The organism is Streptococcus taoyuanensis, assembly GCF_029589235.1.
In the GTDB taxonomy this organism is placed as follows: Bacteria; Bacillota; Bacilli; order Lactobacillales; family Streptococcaceae; genus Streptococcus; species Streptococcus taoyuanensis.
In genome coordinates, this window is record NZ_JARQVW010000005.1 from 62,522 (window position 1) to 78,054 (window position 15,533).

Annotated in this window: 18 protein-coding genes; 4 read left to right on the plus strand and 14 right to left on the minus strand. The window is 42.1% G+C overall.

Annotated features, from left to right (window positions below):
* Nucleotides 1–678 precede the first annotated feature (678 nt).
* Nucleotides 679–1,374 carry an LrgB family protein gene (locus P5Y91_RS05075; protein ID WP_003008843.1) on the minus strand — a complete coding sequence of 232 codons (696 nt, stop codon included), beginning with the start codon at nt 1,372–1,374 and terminating at the stop codon, nt 679–681.
* A complete protein-coding gene (locus tag P5Y91_RS05080; protein WP_037606919.1) occupies nt 1,367–1,747 on the minus strand; it encodes a CidA/LrgA family protein in 381 nt (126 codons plus the stop codon). Before P5Y91_RS05080 ends, P5Y91_RS05075 begins: the two co-directional genes overlap by 8 nt.
* A 236-nt stretch (nt 1,748–1,983) precedes the next feature.
* Here P5Y91_RS05080 and aao point away from each other — a divergent pair, with 236 nt between their 5' ends.
* A complete protein-coding gene (aao, locus tag P5Y91_RS05085; protein ID WP_155124595.1) occupies nt 1,984–3,156 on the plus strand; it encodes an aminoacetone oxidase in 1,173 nt (390 codons plus the stop codon).
* Nucleotides 3,157–3,277: 121 nt separating this feature from the next.
* The gene (gene gla / locus P5Y91_RS05090) at nt 3,278–4,150 is read left to right on the plus strand and encodes an aquaglyceroporin Gla (protein ID WP_272157482.1); all 873 of its coding nucleotides are present in this window, start codon (nt 3,278–3,280) and stop codon (nt 4,148–4,150) included.
* Between the two features lie 44 nt (nt 4,151–4,194).
* Here gla and P5Y91_RS05095 read toward each other — a convergent pair whose 3' ends face one another.
* The 10 genes from P5Y91_RS05095 to tsaB all read right to left on the minus strand — a co-directional run bounded on the left by P5Y91_RS05095 (nt 4,195) and on the right by tsaB (nt 11,293).
* Complete coding sequence (locus P5Y91_RS05095; protein WP_277839110.1) at nt 4,195–4,857, minus strand: hypothetical protein; 663 nt, start codon at nt 4,855–4,857, stop codon at nt 4,195–4,197.
* Between the two features lie 101 nt (nt 4,858–4,958).
* Nucleotides 4,959–5,285 carry an AzlD domain-containing protein gene (locus tag P5Y91_RS05100; RefSeq protein ID WP_277839111.1) on the minus strand — a complete coding sequence of 109 codons (327 nt, stop codon included), beginning with the start codon at nt 5,283–5,285 and terminating at the stop codon, nt 4,959–4,961.
* The gene (locus P5Y91_RS05105) at nt 5,272–5,967 is read right to left on the minus strand and encodes an AzlC family ABC transporter permease (RefSeq protein ID WP_277839112.1); all 696 of its coding nucleotides are present in this window, start codon (nt 5,965–5,967) and stop codon (nt 5,272–5,274) included. The genes P5Y91_RS05100 and P5Y91_RS05105 overlap by 14 nt, the downstream gene beginning before the upstream one ends.
* Nucleotides 5,968–6,077: 110 nt before the next feature.
* On the minus strand, nt 6,078–6,494 hold the full coding sequence (locus P5Y91_RS05110) for a hypothetical protein (protein WP_277839113.1): 417 nt from the start codon (nt 6,492–6,494) through the stop codon (nt 6,078–6,080).
* Nucleotides 6,495–6,672: 178 nt separating this feature from the next.
* Nucleotides 6,673–7,338 (minus strand): DUF443 domain-containing protein, encoded by a 666-nt coding sequence (locus P5Y91_RS05115; protein ID WP_277839114.1) that lies wholly within the window; start codon nt 7,336–7,338, stop codon nt 6,673–6,675.
* 118 nt (nt 7,339–7,456) lie between these two features.
* Nucleotides 7,457–8,014 carry a hypothetical protein gene (locus tag P5Y91_RS05120; protein WP_277839115.1) on the minus strand — a complete coding sequence of 186 codons (558 nt, stop codon included), beginning with the start codon at nt 8,012–8,014 and terminating at the stop codon, nt 7,457–7,459.
* Between the two features lie 45 nt (nt 8,015–8,059).
* Nucleotides 8,060–9,040, minus strand: a complete 981-nt coding sequence (locus tag P5Y91_RS05125; protein ID WP_277839116.1) for a hypothetical protein — start codon at nt 9,038–9,040, stop codon at nt 8,060–8,062.
* 135 nt (nt 9,041–9,175) lie between these two features.
* Nucleotides 9,176–10,186: a tRNA (adenosine(37)-N6)-threonylcarbamoyltransferase complex transferase subunit TsaD gene (gene tsaD, locus P5Y91_RS05130; protein WP_277839117.1), complete on the minus strand. Its 1,011-nt coding sequence runs from the start codon at nt 10,184–10,186 to the stop codon at nt 9,176–9,178.
* Entirely contained in the window at nt 10,176–10,613 is a 438-nt protein-coding gene (gene rimI, locus P5Y91_RS05135) for a ribosomal protein S18-alanine N-acetyltransferase (protein ID WP_277839130.1), read from the minus strand. Before rimI ends, tsaD begins: the two co-directional genes overlap by 11 nt.
* A complete protein-coding gene (tsaB, locus tag P5Y91_RS05140) occupies nt 10,610–11,293 on the minus strand; it encodes a tRNA (adenosine(37)-N6)-threonylcarbamoyltransferase complex dimerization subunit type 1 TsaB (RefSeq protein ID WP_277839118.1) in 684 nt (227 codons plus the stop codon). The genes rimI and tsaB overlap by 4 nt, the downstream gene beginning before the upstream one ends.
* Nucleotides 11,294–11,585: 292 nt before the next feature.
* On the opposite strand from tsaB, the gene P5Y91_RS05145 reads away from it, so the two are divergent.
* Together P5Y91_RS05145 and rnjA are read left to right on the plus strand one after the other, a co-directional pair.
* A complete protein-coding gene (locus tag P5Y91_RS05145) occupies nt 11,586–11,816 on the plus strand; it encodes a DNA-directed RNA polymerase subunit epsilon (RefSeq protein WP_003008866.1) in 231 nt (76 codons plus the stop codon).
* Nucleotides 11,817–11,819: 3 nt separating this feature from the next.
* Nucleotides 11,820–13,502 carry a ribonuclease J1 gene (gene rnjA / locus P5Y91_RS05150; protein ID WP_277839119.1) on the plus strand — a complete coding sequence of 561 codons (1,683 nt, stop codon included), beginning with the start codon at nt 11,820–11,822 and terminating at the stop codon, nt 13,500–13,502.
* Nucleotides 13,503–13,754: 252 nt separating this feature from the next.
* Here rnjA and glnA read toward each other — a convergent pair whose 3' ends face one another.
* The gene (gene glnA / locus P5Y91_RS05155) at nt 13,755–15,101 is read right to left on the minus strand and encodes a type I glutamate--ammonia ligase (RefSeq protein ID WP_003016943.1); all 1,347 of its coding nucleotides are present in this window, start codon (nt 15,099–15,101) and stop codon (nt 13,755–13,757) included.
* Nucleotides 15,102–15,140: 39 nt separating this feature from the next.
* Entirely contained in the window at nt 15,141–15,500 is a 360-nt protein-coding gene (locus P5Y91_RS05160; protein WP_003008872.1) for a MerR family transcriptional regulator, read from the minus strand.
* Nucleotides 15,501–15,533: the final 33 nt, after the last annotated feature.

Here is a 15,533-nt window from a genome sequence, read left to right on the forward strand (position 1 = left end):
TCCTTTGGTAAGATGATAGTAGCACATAGAATCTCATGGTTTTTTTGTCGGTATACATACTTACAGTTTACACTATTTTAGATTTCGTGAGTTTTTTGTTGCACTATATCTTAGAATTCTTGATACTAAAGGGGAAAAAGTCATTTATAAAGACTCTCAACCTGTCACTATTGCCCAAGTAAAGGAAGCGATTCAAAACAAGTAATAAACTGATATAAATAAATATAACCGGCCTATTATTAAATAGGTCGGTTATTTGACTTTCCAATTCTTATTAATGATTCGCGTTACTTTCCTATACAAAGAAATTACATAAAAGAGACCCTTAGGCCTCTTCTTCTCTCCTTCAAACACTCTGTCACTGTCCATTTACTGTCCAATATAGTGTAATACATCTAAAAATTGTTAATTATGTCGCAGACTAAATCCTTTAAAATCAACATTTCTATGGATAACAAGGCTTAAAGAATCTTAAATTAAGTCTTGCATATTCATCATAGTAATGACATTCCTTCCAACTTCTGAAATTTACAGTTCATTATACCATTTTTTAGACGCTTGGAAAAGCTTTGGATAGTAATCATGAAAAGCTTCTTTCACTCTAGATTGATTTTTAAGCTTTCACTACAAAATGAAAGAGACCCTTCTTGAGCCTCTCTCAGAAAATAATAAAATGTATTAGGATAAAATCATCGAAGCCACAATTGGACTAATGAACACATACAAAATTCCTGTGATCCCAATTGCCAATCCTGCCATAGCACCGGCCACATGACCATACTTAAATGCCGTCCCTGTTCCTACTGCATGTCCAGTTCCTCCAAGGGCTAAACCAATAGCTACTGGATCTTTTATTTTTAACAGTTTCAATATCGTTGGACCCAAGACACTTGTTAATAATCCAGTTGCTACAACTACCACAAGAGTGATGGTCGTAATTCCTTGCATTTTTTCAGTAATCCCAACTGCCATTGCAGTCGTAACCGATTTTGGAAAGAGCGAAATGGCTAGAAAGTACTTCATTCCAAATGCTTTCGCAATCAAGGCTGTAAAAATCGTATTCACAATAACCGCTACTGTTGAGCCGATCAAAATACTCCGTGCATGATGCTTCATCAAATGGAAACTTTTATAGAGAGGAATCCCCAAGGCGACTGTCGATGGTCCAATCAACTGATTTAACAGGGAACCACCGACATAGTAATCTTTATAAGAAATTCCTGTAATCATTAAGAATAAGATAACGATTACTGTAGCCACTAAAAGTGGCGTTGTTATTGGATGGGGATATCTGCGGAAAATTAACATCCCAATCAAATAAGCCCAAATAGATAAGACAATCCCAAATAAAGGATTACTCGCAAAATTAGCCACGATTGTGTCCCCCTTCTGGATAATCACCCTCAAAACGATTTTTTATAAAACTAACCACGATTGCAATTAAAGCCACATTGATAACCAAGGCTCCAACTAGAATCAAAATAATCGGAAATAGATAAGGAGCGATCACATGGAATTTATCCATGATACCGACAGCAGGGGGAAGAAATAAAATAGTCATGTTTGCTAATAAAAAATTTCCTACCATATTGACGTGGCGCATGCGTAGTAACTTAAACTGTAATAATAAAAATAGGATCAACAGCCCGATCATACTTCCAGGAATTGGTAGGTGCAACCCATCAGAAATGATTTCACCAATTAATGAAATCGTGAATATAATCGTCAGTTGTACATATAATTTCATCTTCATCTCCCTTTTTTTGGATCATTTCCAATAAGGATTCGTATCCTCGCTTCTGCTTACTTAGAAGTAAACATCCATTTATCCCTATCAGTTTACTCCTTTTCGGAAAATTTGCAAGCTTTTTTCTAAAAAAATAAAACAAATTACCAAAAATTGAAGCTACTATTTTGATTCATGACATCCATTTTATGATACAATGAAACCAAAAACGGTTAAGTTAACATGAAAGGATCTACATGACTCATTTTCACACCATTGTCATCGGTGGTGGCCCAGCAGGTATGATGGCGACCATTGCCAGCGCCTCTTATGGCCAACCTACACTACTGATCGAAAAAAATAAAAGGCTCGGTAAGAAACTTGCTGGTACCGGAGGAGGTCGCTGTAATGTCACGAACAACGGAACCTTAGACGATTTGATGGCCGGTATCCCTGGAAATGGGCGCTTCCTTTACAGTGTGTTTTCCCAATTTGATAATCATGATATCATCCAATTTTTCACCGATAATGGCGTCAAGCTAAAAGTCGAAGACCATGGCCGGGTCTTTCCTGCTAGTGATCAATCTCGCACCATTATTCAAGCCTTAGAAAATAAAATCCTTGAGCTTGGTGCTAGCATTGCCACCAACTGTGAAGTGGTCTCTGTCACCAAGCCAGAAGACATCTTCATCGTCAAATCATCTGAAAACACTTGGACAGCCGATAAGCTGATCGTTACGACTGGAGGCAAATCCTACCCCTCTACCGGCTCTACTGGCTACGGACACGAAATTGCCCGCCACTTTAAACACACCATCACAGATCTCGAAGCGGCAGAAAGTCCTCTTTTGACAGATTTTCCACACAAGGCCCTCCAAGGGATCTCTCTGACAGATGTGACCCTCAGCTACGGCAAACACATCATCACACACGACCTGCTCTTTACCCATTTTGGACTTTCTGGCCCTGCAGCCCTTCGGATGTCCAGCTTTGTTAAAGGCGGTGAAATCTTATCTCTGGACCTCCTTCCGACCACTTCTTCTCAAGAGTTAAAAGACTTTCTAGAAGAGCATCGAGAAAAGGCGATTAAAAATAGTCTCAAAGTTCTGCTTCCTGAACGGTTAGCTGATTTCTTGGCGCAAGGATTCCCTGAAAAAGCCAAGCAACTCACTCCTCCTCAGACAGAAGAGCTCATTCAAAAGATCAAAGAGCTGCCCATCCCCGTCACTGGGAAGATGTCTCTAGCCAAATCCTTTGTGACCAAGGGTGGTGTCAGCCTCAAAGAAATCAATCCTAAAACCCTAGAAAGTAAGCTCGTTCCTGGACTCCACTTTGCAGGAGAAGTCCTAGATATCAATGCCCATACAGGCGGTTTTAATATTACATCCGCCCTCTGCACCGGTTGGGTAGCAGGGAGCCCTCATTACTGATAGAAATTCACTAACTTTATTCTTCATCTATTGAAATAAAATTTTTAAAAATTCTTTACAAGTTAGTATTTACTTGATAGAATGGATTGGTATAAAATTTATAAAGGAGATTATTAGAATCATGGATTTTGATTTTAGTGTTAAACTCTTTTCAGAGTTTATTGGAACGGCTTTGCTACTTATCCTCGGAAATGGTGCAGTTGCAAACGTCGAATTAAAAGGAACTAAAGGTCATCAAAGCGGTTGGCTTGTCATTGCGATCGGATATGGGATGGGAGTAATGATTCCAGCCTTGATGTTCGGTAATGTTTCAGGAAACCACATTAACCCTGCCTTTACTCTTGGACTTGCGGTTAGCGGACTCTTCCCATGGGCAAATGTTTTACCATACATCGTTGCCCAACTTCTTGGAGCTATGTTTGGACAATTGGTTGTCGTTGCGACTCACCGTCCATACTACATCCAAACTGAAAATCCTAACAACATCTTAGGAACATTCTCAACGATTTCTAGTTTGGATAAAGGAACTCCTGAATCACGCAAAGCCGCTACCATTAATGGCTTCATCAACGAGTTTGCTGGATCATTCGTCCTTTTCTTTGGTGCCCTCGGCTTGACGAAACATTTCTTTGGTGCAGAGGTTGCAGGTCTTGCTCAAAAAGCTGCTGCTGAACAAGGAGGCGTCTTTGATGCTACCACATCAGCAGCAAAATTGGCTTTATCACAAGCACACGCTTCAGGTTTAGGAATTGCTCACTTGGCTCTTGGTTTCCTTGTTATGGCTCTTGTTACGTCACTTGGAGGTCCTACTGGACCTGGTTTGAACCCTGCTCGTGACTTTGGTCCTCGTTTGGTCCACGCCTTCCTTCCAAAGTCTATCTTGGGAGAGCACAAAGGTGATTCAAAATGGTGGTATGCTTGGGTACCAGTTGTAGCCCCAATCCTTGCTGCTATCTTGGCTATTTTGTTGTTCAAAGCCATCTATCTTCGTTAATCTATCTAAAAAAACGAACTCGATTTTCCATCGAGTTCGTCTTTTCATTGTTCTTTGGTTAATGAAAAACGGAAATCATTGTATTTGGTGTAGTCAAATTCTGTATTGAGATCCGTTGTGAAAACAATCGGTGTATAGTGTCCTTCTTCCAAGACAAAACCAGGCTCAAATCGGAAGTTGGCTCCACCTAGACCTGTGATCCCAGGAAGTAAGGCATCAGCCCCATCAAATCCTTCAACATTCCAATAATAGATATTGCCTGTTGCTTGGACGGCTCTTGCTGTATAGGTAGCTGTCCGAGTCGGTTCGCTGTCATTTTTGAAACTTACCACTGTTGTTACATCCCCATTGGCATCGACGGTCATTTTAATCGAATCCGCTTGTGGACTAGATCCTACCCAAGTTCCCACCAGTTCTGCAGGGACAGGGGCTTGCGTCGTAGTAGACGCATTCTCGGTCTTACCAGAGTCTTTTGTAGCTGTCGAGCTACTGGCTTGAGTCGAAGAACTAGCTGCATCGTTTGCCCGAGAAGAAGATGCTGCACTCTTTTTGCTATTAGTTTTGGCTGTTTTCTCTACCTTGCTGGTAGATGCTTTTGCGGATGAGGAAGCTGTTTTTTTATCCTTTGCACCACAACCACTGAGAGCTAGACCAAGTGAAGCAGCCACCAGAACAGCGGCACTCCAACGGAAGATTGATTTTTTCATACGATCACCTCTTTATCTTTCTGACTCCCATTATACTCCAATTGTTACAAAAATCAAGTTTTTTGTAACAATTGTAATTTTTTTGTAACATATTTTTCCATTTAGAATACCAATCGTAATAGGGCGATCAAGACAATTCCAAACAAAACGGTTCCCATAAGGTTTTTGTAACGAAAGGCTACAAAGAGACTGGGAATGGTCACTACTAGGTCCAACCAGTGGAGCTGCGGGGGGCTTCCAATTTTCCCATCTACTAAACTTGATAAAACCAAGGCAAAGATAATGGAAATGGGCAGGTATTTGAGAAAGCGGGTCACAGGAGCCGGCAGTCCCTTGTATTTGACTAAGAGGAAGGGCAAGATCCGAGGAATCCAGGTAACGAGTGCTGAGGCCAGAATGGCCATGAAGATAGAACTATTCACGTGCATCACAGACCACCCCCACAAAACAGCCGATCAAGGTCGCAGCTAGCACAGCTAGCGGTTGCGAAACAAAAAAGAGTAAGAAAAAGAAACTCACTGCTACTGCTAACAGCACCATGAGCATGGTCTTGGTCTTTTCTGTCAGTTGCATTCCTTGAAACTGGGCTGCAAAAATCCCAATAAACATAGCCACCAAAGCAAAATCAAGCCCAAAAGCCTTTGGATCAGGTAGGAGAGATCCTAGAGCTGTTCCGATAACCGTCGCACTGATCCAGGCCACATAGCCTACTAGATTGTTCCCATGCATCCAAGGAACTGTAATGGTATCCGTCTTTAACTTCTCACTCAAGTAGACCCCATAACTCTCATCGGTCAGGAGGCTTCCAATCCCGATGGTATGAGCGAGACTAGCATCCTTAAAGTCAGACGACGTATGCAGACTCATCAACATATTACGGAGATTGATCAAACACACCGTCAAGGCCATATTCAAGATCGAAGAATGAGCCGCAATCAGAGAGATCATCGCAAACTGGGCCGCCCCAGCATAGACCAATACACTCATCAAGGCCATCTCCCAAGGAGAAAGATAGGGAGATGCCACCACACCACAAGCCAGGCCAATACTGATATAGCCCAAAGCCGTCGGTAGCGCGTCCTTCACCCCCTGCCAAAAATCTTTTTCCACTATCTCACTCCTTTCTGAATCATTGACCTCTATTATAACACAAGAAAAAAGGTTGAAAAAGAAGATCTGGTATAGAAAGGATAACCCCTCATTATACTCCTATCTCTCCCCTACTGATTTACTTTTAAATCCGATATCTCTAATGCTATCTTTTCTTCTTGTGTCATGGTCTCGACAATTTGTTTTTGCTCGCTTGATATTGGCAAGGTCAAAATCGTAGCAGATTGATCCGGCAATACTCCACTGTCACTAATTTTATAGCCAATCCGTTGATGTTGATAAATGAATTGCCCATCATATTTCCAACTCAATGAAAACTCAAAATCCTTATCAATTTGAAATCCAGCTTTGTTAATCAATAGAAAAACGGCATATTCTTGTTGATTTGATGAGAAAGTTGCACCCGTATAGTTGATCGATAAGCTTCCTTGATTTCCAAGATCTGGATATTCCTTGGTTAATTTCATCCCTAGTTCAATTACATTTGATTCTTTCCCTTCATACTGTGGGGGCACTACAAATTGCAAACCTGTCTCATTTTTAACAGATGAGGACTCTTTTGAAGTCTGCTCCGTTTTATTCTGTGAAGAATCTTTTGATTCCTATCGAGACTGGGCGCATGCTGTTAATGATAGAAACGCTATGAACAAAACGATCGTTTTGTTCATCATTTCTACTCCTTTTTCCTTATTCATTCAATTCTAATTACTTTTTTTCAATGATTATCTCTTCTACATTATCAAGCCTTAAATTTCCTGTTTTCGCTCCTAAAAGAACTGGAACTTTACCAAATTCGAAGGTCAATAGAAAAGCTGTAAGAATACCACCTATCACTAAAAAGATCCCTTCTGTTCCATTGTTGGTGAATAAATACATGGCTAAACAGGCCAATAAGACAAGATTCAATAGATGGGCATCAAAAATGTGCTTTCTTTCTGGTATCGGCTTGAAAGTCACCCTGTATCTCTTAGTAGCTGTAGGAAATAGATTCTTAATCTTTTTACGAGCCTTCTCTATAGAAAATCGAAAGAGCACAAAAGATATAAGCATGGCAACCACAAATAAGACTATCTTTAGAAAAATTTGCTGACTAATGGCATATTCTCTGAATAGCTTTTTTAAGAGACTATAAACCACTCCAACAAATGGCTGGACTATGATGGCTACTGTCGCCCCATTTAATTTATTGATGGGTGTGCCTGGAATTTCAACTTTTTTATCTACTTCCATCATCTCAACAGTGATAGCTTCCGTTGGCAACCCCCAATAATAGAGCTTAGGCTTCATGGTACTAGCATCTAACAGAAAATTTTTGCCATTGTACTCTACCAGTTGGTGACAGAAAATACTTGTTTCTTTATATTCTAACATCCTATTTACTTCCTACATGCTTTCAACATAGCATCCTAAACGGTCTGATCAAATCCAGCTTTCTTCTCGCAATCTTCCAGATAAGGCTTTACTCACTCAATTCACCACCTATGCTATCTCATAAACTTTCCTCATCTTTCTTTTCTACTTTTTTAGCAATGCTCTCCATCATATCAGGCCATTTGGATAATTGGTAATCAAATTTGAACATAAATATCACTATAAAACTAATCATCAAAAAGAGTGCTACAATGGTTTCATTTCCAATGACAAACAAAAGAGTAGCGGCTACAGTTAGGCACCTAAAAAGATTGACCAGAAATGTAAAGTACACCTTCCTTCTCTTTAATGCCTTGATTAACTTCTTGCACTGATCCTCATCCAACTTAGATGTCTGTAATTTCAGGCTTGCATGGTAATATCGAATGATCCACGCAGCTAGGAAGTAGGAGATAACACCTAAAATTGGAATCGTTCCAATTCGGACCAACTGATTGTCAAATATTCCAGCCTCCGCTAATCCATCCGAAATTTTGTTAATAATAAATAATGTAATAGGGAGCAGTACATAAGACCAGTAGTTAGGAGAAGATGTCTCTTCTAGTATGACTTTTCCCTCCCAATCAAAATGGTAATTCTTGTTCTCCCATATCCCTAAATTAATCATTGTTTGCATAACAACCTCTTTTTCACTATCCTTGTATGTTTTCTAAATATTCTCTCAGTACCAATTTGAAATAGGTTTACCGTTATAATACTTTTGAATCTCATCGAACTGAGAGATTTTCGTATCTTTATTTTCTACACTCAGTTCTTTAGGTAGATAGGCATAATCGTACACAGAGGAACCTAATGTAAGAAATTCTGTTTCTAGATCTATCAGTTCTTTCCCATTCGTAATCACACCATTCTCAGAATTAATCACTTTATATGCAAAACCTTCTGGTTTTGAAAAGAGGTTAAATGCAGTCGGATAGGATGCCTTTAAATTGATATTCCCTTTGTAAGATTCCTTCTTCCAAAAACCATTATCAAACGGAAGAACTCCAGCAGTGTAGCCTTTACGGGTAGAAATTGAGAGATACACTCTATTTTTCTCATTCACGTCTTCTTCCGTTATTTCTTTATCAATTTTAAGGGTTTTAAGATTAAGCAAAAAATAACGTGGCTGAGTTTGCTTCATAATTTTAATGATAGCGTAATCATTCCCATTCATTTTTCGAAGAGTTGGAAAAGATCCATAGAGTTCGAAATCATCATTTTTTACATACTCCACCATCATCTTCCAAAGATCGACTTCCTTTCGTTTCGCCTTACTCCCTGTCAAATCATAAATCTCTAAATGGGCACATTCATCCGACTTCATTTTTTTCGATGGAATAATACCTCTTACTCTGTTTCTTTGTCTAACCAAATAATTAGAGTTCACCTCAACCCAATCTGATGAATCGGGAGACTTCAAAGATTTCTTCCGTTCTTTTTCATCAAACTTCCATTCGACCACAATCCCATTTTTAGCATGTATAAATTGAAAGTCTTTAATATCGGATTTCGCATTATAGACCGAAAATTCGTATGACTCTTTACTCTTATCACTTTTTTCAATTTTCTTTTGTGATTCGCATCCTGCAACCAGTAGCAAACAGACCGCAAAGACAAGCATCGTACCAATTCTATATTTAGAGCTCTTCTCTTTCTTCATATCTATTCTCTTCCTCCTCAATCTTTTATTCCTTCTATCATACCGAATTTTCTTTCGACTCGCAAATCCGCTACTAGTTGGTGAGATCCCAGCAAAAAAGCCATTGGAATCGCACATCCAATTGGCTCCTTTTTCTTATTCAATTCCTTCAAAGGCTAGACTTGGTTTGGCATTGAGGTCCCAACCTGCGAAGTTTTCTTTGTTCCATTCACTAACACTGGCATAGGCGATCATCCCTGCATTGTCCCCGCAGAGACGCAGAGGCGGAATGATGACCTTAACATCGGTGATGTCAGAAGCCAAGCGTTCACGAAGACCTTGGTTGGCTGCGACTCCACCAGCGACGACTAGAGTCTTGACTGGATATTTCTCCAAAGCCTTCTTGGTCTTGGCCATGAGAATGTCCAGTACGGCGCCCTGAAAACTCGCTGACAAGTCTGCATTGGAGAGGCTTTCTCCTTTTTGCTGCGCGTTATGGTGCAGATTAATAAAGGCCGATTTGAGTCCTGAAAAGGAGAATTCCAGATTGTCTTCCTTGATCATGGCCCGAGGGAAATCGTAGATATCAGCCCCTTGGTGGGCCAGCTGATCAATCTCACGTCCTGCTGGATAGGTCAAGCCCATCACGCGCCCGACCTTGTCATAAGCCTCTCCGACAGCATCATCACGGGTCTCTCCGACGATCTTATAATCACCCGCTTCACTGACATAGACCAGCTCGGTATGCCCTCCACTCACCAGCAAGGCCAAAAGTGGAAATTCTAAGGGCTCGACGCTTTGAGCGGCCATCAAGTGCCCTGCCATATGATTGACAGGAATCAAAGGAAGGCCGTGCGCCCAGGCAAAGGCCTTGGCTGCAGCTAGGCCGACTAAAAGAGCTCCAACTAGGCCTGGACCGTAGGTAACAGCCACAGCTGTGACATCGGCTTCTGTAATGCCGGCTTCTTCTAAGGCTTCTTCAATACAAGCGGTGATGACTTCCACATGGTGACGAGAGGCCACCTCAGGCACCACCCCTCCAAAACGCTTGTGACTTTCGATTTGACTGGCAATGACATTGGATAAGAGTTGGTCGTCATTTTTCAAGACAGCCACACTGGTCTCATCACAAGATGTCTCAAAAGCCAAAATATATCTATCTTTCATTCGGGTTCCTCTTCATGATCACAGCATCCTCTATGGGATCGTGATAGTAGTTTTTCCTCCGTGCAATTTCTTCAAAATGCATTTTTTTGTATAGGCCTTGGGCCGGTAGATTCGACACGCGCACTTCTAAGAAAATCTCTTTTTGGTCCGGCAACTGCGCGAGTAACTGCTGAGCTAGGCCTTGGCCTTGAAAGGCGCGCTTGACCGCGATCTGTTGGACTTCTGCTTCATAGAGAGTCTCTTGAATGGCAACAAACCCAAGGACTTGTCCTTCATCCACAGCTAAGAAATAGAAAATCGATTCCTGCTCCAAATCAGCTTCAATCTGCTCCAACTTCCAGGGGCTAGCTTCATAGACATCTTCCATGACAGCGAGAATAGCGGCCGCATCCTGGATGCTCCCTTTCCTGATTGTTCCTTTCATCATAGACGCTTGATGTAAGAGGTCGTTGTTTCCGTGTGGTCTTTCAGCCAATTCTCCTCTGCCTCGACCCGTTTGAGATAATGAGGAACAAAATCATGGAGGCTAGGAGGCGCTTGTTTGAGACCGAGACGTCCGATTTTCACTGCATCTGGCAAGGTTTCATAGTAAGTAGCTCTTGGCAGGCTAGAGGCAATCTGTTCCTTAAAGGCAGTGACTTCTCCGACAAAGGTGACCTGCTCACTCGTTGCTGCACGATCTAGGACTTCCTCAAATGGAAAATGCCCTTCTGGTGCAACCAGCTGATCTTCTTGGTAAAAACCTGCATAAACGTTGTTTCGACGGGCATCCATGATAGGAACTACCAAACCTTCTAGATCATCTGGCACTAAGGCTAAGAGGCTCGAAACCCCGACCAATTCAATCCCTAAAGTATGAGCCAAGGTCTTTGCGGTTGCGACTGCAATGCGCAGCCCAGTGTAACTCCCAGGACCTTCTGCCACCACGATGCGGTCCAAGTCCTTGGGTGTCAAGTCGATCTGTTGCATCAAAAAATCGATGACCGGCATCAAGGTAATACTATGATTCTTTTTAATGGTTAATGTTGTTTCTGCAAGTAGAGTCTCATCTTCTAAAATCGCTACAGAAAGAGCCTTACTCGAGGTATCAAATGCTAATAATTTCATTTCCTACTCCTCTTGAACTGGATTATATTATACTACAAATTCCCTTCAAATCCCAGCGAAACTCTCCTCTAGAGCGCAGGATTTTCCTATCCAAAACCGCTCAAAAGCTTCTCTATTATAGGTCTTTGCCTCTCTGACTTTTCCAGTCTATCTTTTACTTACAGGCGAATTTATGATATAATGATAATTAATTGTATCGAATCAGGTCCACTGGTTGCGAGTAGGAAACTCTAGTGATTGCACTCCTTCGCAGCTAACAAATGGACCGAAATAATGAAAGGAAAATTACTTCATGATTTACAAAGTTTTTTATCAGGAAACAAAAGACCGCAACCCTCGTCGTGAAACAACGCATGCACTTTATCTCGATATTGATGCACCAAACGAACGCGAAGGACGCATCCAAGCACGTCAATTGGTTGAAGCAAACACAGATTTCAACATTGAATTTATCACACCACTTTCTGAGCAACACCTTGCTTACGAGAAAGAGTCAGGTGCTTTTGAACTAACGGAGTACTAATCCATGGCTTATACCTTAAAACCTGAAGAAGTTGGTGTATTTGCCATTGGTGGACTTGGAGAAATCGGAAAAAATACCTACGGGATCGAATACCAAGATGAAATCATCATTGTCGATGCCGGGATCAAATTTCCAGAAGATGACCTCCTTGGGATCGACTATGTAATCCCAGATTACTCTTATATCGTTGACAATATCGATCGCGTCAAAGCGGTCCTCATTACCCACGGGCACGAAGACCACATTGGTGGGATTCCTTTCCTTTTGAAGCAAGCCAATGTCCCTATCTATGCTGGGCCTTTGGCGCTTGCCTTAATCCGTGGAAAATTAGAAGAGCACGGGCTTCTTCGTGATGCCAAACTCTACGAAATCAACCAAAACACTGAGCTTCAATTTAAAAATCTTAAAGCAACCTTCTTCCGTACGACTCACTCGATTCCAGAACCTTTGGGAATTGTGATTCACACCCCTCAAGGAAAGATTGTCTGTACCGGAGACTTCAAATTTGACTTCACACCTGTTGGGGAACCGGCTGACCTCCATCGTATGGCGGCCCTTGGGGAAGAAGGCGTTCTCTGTCTGCTTTCAGACTCAACCAACGCGGAAATCCCAACCTTTACTAACTCTGAAAAAGTGGTTGGCCAATCCATCATGAAGATCATCGAAGGCATCCACGGACGCATCATCTTCGCTTCCTTTGCTTCGAATATCTTCCGTCTCCAACAAGCAGCTGAGGCAGCTGTCAAGACAGGTCGCAAGATCGTCGTCTTTGGACGCTCAATGGAAAAAGCCATCGTCAATGGAATCGAGCTTGGCTATATCAAGGTCCCTGCTGGAACCATTATCGAGCCAAATGAGATCAAAGACTATGCGGCCAATGAAATCCTGATCATGTGTACAGGAAGCCAAGGAGAGCCAATGGCAGCCCTCTCTCGGATTGCCAACGGAACGCACCGCCAAGTGCAACTCCAACCAGGAGATACCGTAATCTTCTCTTCTAGTCCGATTCCTGGAAATACAACCAGTGTGAATAAATTGATCAATACGATTTCTGAAGCGGGTGTAGAGGTTATTCACGGGAAGATCAACAACATCCATACTTCTGGACACGGGGGACAACAAGAACAAAAACTCATGCTCCGCTTGATCAAACCAAAATACTTTATGCCTGTCCATGGTGAATACCGGATGCAGAAGATCCACGCAGGACTTGCGCGTGATTGCGGAGTAGAAAAAGACAATATCTTCATTATGAGTAATGGTGATGTCCTCGCTCTTACAGCCAACTCTGCTCGGATCGCAGGAAGTTTCAATGCCCAAGATATCTATGTCGATGGAAATCGCATCGGGGAAATCGGGGCTACTGTCCTTCGTGACCGGAGAGACCTTTCCGAAGATGGCGTCGTGCTTGCCGTTGCGACTGTTGACTTCAAATCGAAGATGATCCTGGCTGGACCAGACATCTTGAGCCGTGGTTTTATCTACATGCGTGAATCAGGAGATCTGATCCGTGAAAGCCAACGCATTCTCTTCAATGCTATTCGCATCGCCTTGAAGAACAAAGATGCCAATATCCAAACCGTCAATGGTGCGATTGTCAATGCCCTTCGCCCATTCTTATACGAGAGCACGGAACGTGAACCTATCATTATCCCAATGATTCTCACACCAGATGACGAAAATTAACAAAACAACCAGTTGAGACCACTGTTTCAACTGGTTTTATGATGACTTTTTGAGGATCAGAAAGAGGCTGGGACAAAAATCGGTAATTCGTTAGAATTCGATTTCGTCGTCCCACCTCCGCACAGTTGAGTAGGGCTGTAAAAGCTGATGAAATCAGCGTAGTAGAGCCCACTCAACCACTGCGTCTTGCTCGACAATCCAAAAATAATTGAGAGGCTAGGACTTTTGTCCTAGCCTCTTTACTCTTGTTTCTTAATAAAGATCTAAATAGTTGTCTACTTCCCATTGGGATACGAAGGTCGCATAGCTTGCCCATTCGATTCGTTTGGCTTCAAGGAAGCTGGTGTAGATGTGTTCACCCAAGGCAGCTTTCACCACTTCGTCTTCTGTCAAGGCTTTTAAGGCATTGTGAAGGGTAGAAGGGAGATCTGTGATTCCAGCTGCTCTACGTTCTTCCGGTGTCATCACATAGATATTTTCTTCGATCGGAGCAGGTGCTTCGATTTTATTTTCAATACCATGAAGGCCGACTTCAAGCAAGACTGCCAAAGCTACATAAGGATTGGCCATTGGGTCTACTGAACGCAATTCCAAACGAGTTCCCATACCACGTGATGCTGGCACACGTACCAATGGGGAACGGTTGCGTCCTGCCCAAGCGATATAAACGGGTGCTTCATATCCTGGCACCAAACGCTTATAAGAGTTAACCGTTGGGTTTGTCACCGCTGTAAAGTTATATGCATGCTTGATCAAACCACCCAAAAAGTGATAAGCTGTTTCTGACAATTGCATGCCCTTTGGATCTTCTGGATCAAAGAAGGCATTGTTGCCATCTTGGTCAAAGAGAGACATATTACAGTGCATACCTGATCCGGCAATTCCAAATTTTGGTTTGGCCATAAAGGTTGCATACAAGCCGTGTTTACGGGCGATAGTTTTCACAACGAGTTTAAAGATTTGGATCTTGTCACAAGCGCGAAGCACTTCGTCATACTTAAAGTCGATTTCATGCTGACCAACGGCTACTTCGTGGTGGCTAGCTTCTACTTCAAAGCCCATCTTGGTCAAGACATTTACGATTTCACGACGAGTGTTATCTGCAAGGTCTGTTGGAGCCAAGTCAAAATAGCCACCTTTGTCGTTTACTTCAAGAGTTGGATCTCCATTTTCGTCCAACTTAAAGAGGAAGAATTCTGGTTCTGGACCAAGGTTAAAGGATTTGAATCCAAGTTCTTCCATATGACGAAGGGCACGTTTCAAGTTGCCACGTGGGTCCCCTGCAAATGGTTCTCCTTCTGTCGTATAGACATCACAGATCAAGCCAGCTACGCTACCATTTTCATCTCCCCAAGGAAAGACTGTCCATGTATCCAAATCTGGGTAAAGATACATATCTGACTCGTTGATACGGACAAATCCTTCGATAGAAGAACCATCAAACATGGCTTTGTTTGAAAGAACCTTGTCCAGTTGCTCATCGGTAGCTGGAATTTCGACGTTCTTCATGGTTCCCAAAATATCAGAGAACATCAAGCGAATAAAAGTAACATTTTTTTCTTTTACTTCACGGCGAATATCTGCAGCAGTAATTGACATTTTTGTCTCCTTAAAATAGATTACAAGCTTATGAAATGATCAACGAAATTGACCATATGGCGATGGGGAAGATGTGAAGCGACTTTGCTGAAGAATGTCACGATGAAGAGCCTTACGGATCTCTTCTTGACTGACAACCTTGGTTTGCTCTTGCTCTTTTTCCGCATATTTCTTCTTAATATCCGCAATATTGAAGCCATCTGAGATATAATCTTTGATCTCAAGCAAGCGGTCCATATCGTCCAACGAATACATGCGGCGATTGCCTTCTGTCCGGTCAGGAGAAATCAATCCCTGATCTTCATAATAACGAATCTGGCGAGCTGTCAAGTCGGTCAGCTTCATAACACTGCCAATCGGAAAGACTGCCAGCGAGCGTCGTAATTCCTTTTCCTTCATACCATTCCTCTTTCTATTCTATTATATCGAAAA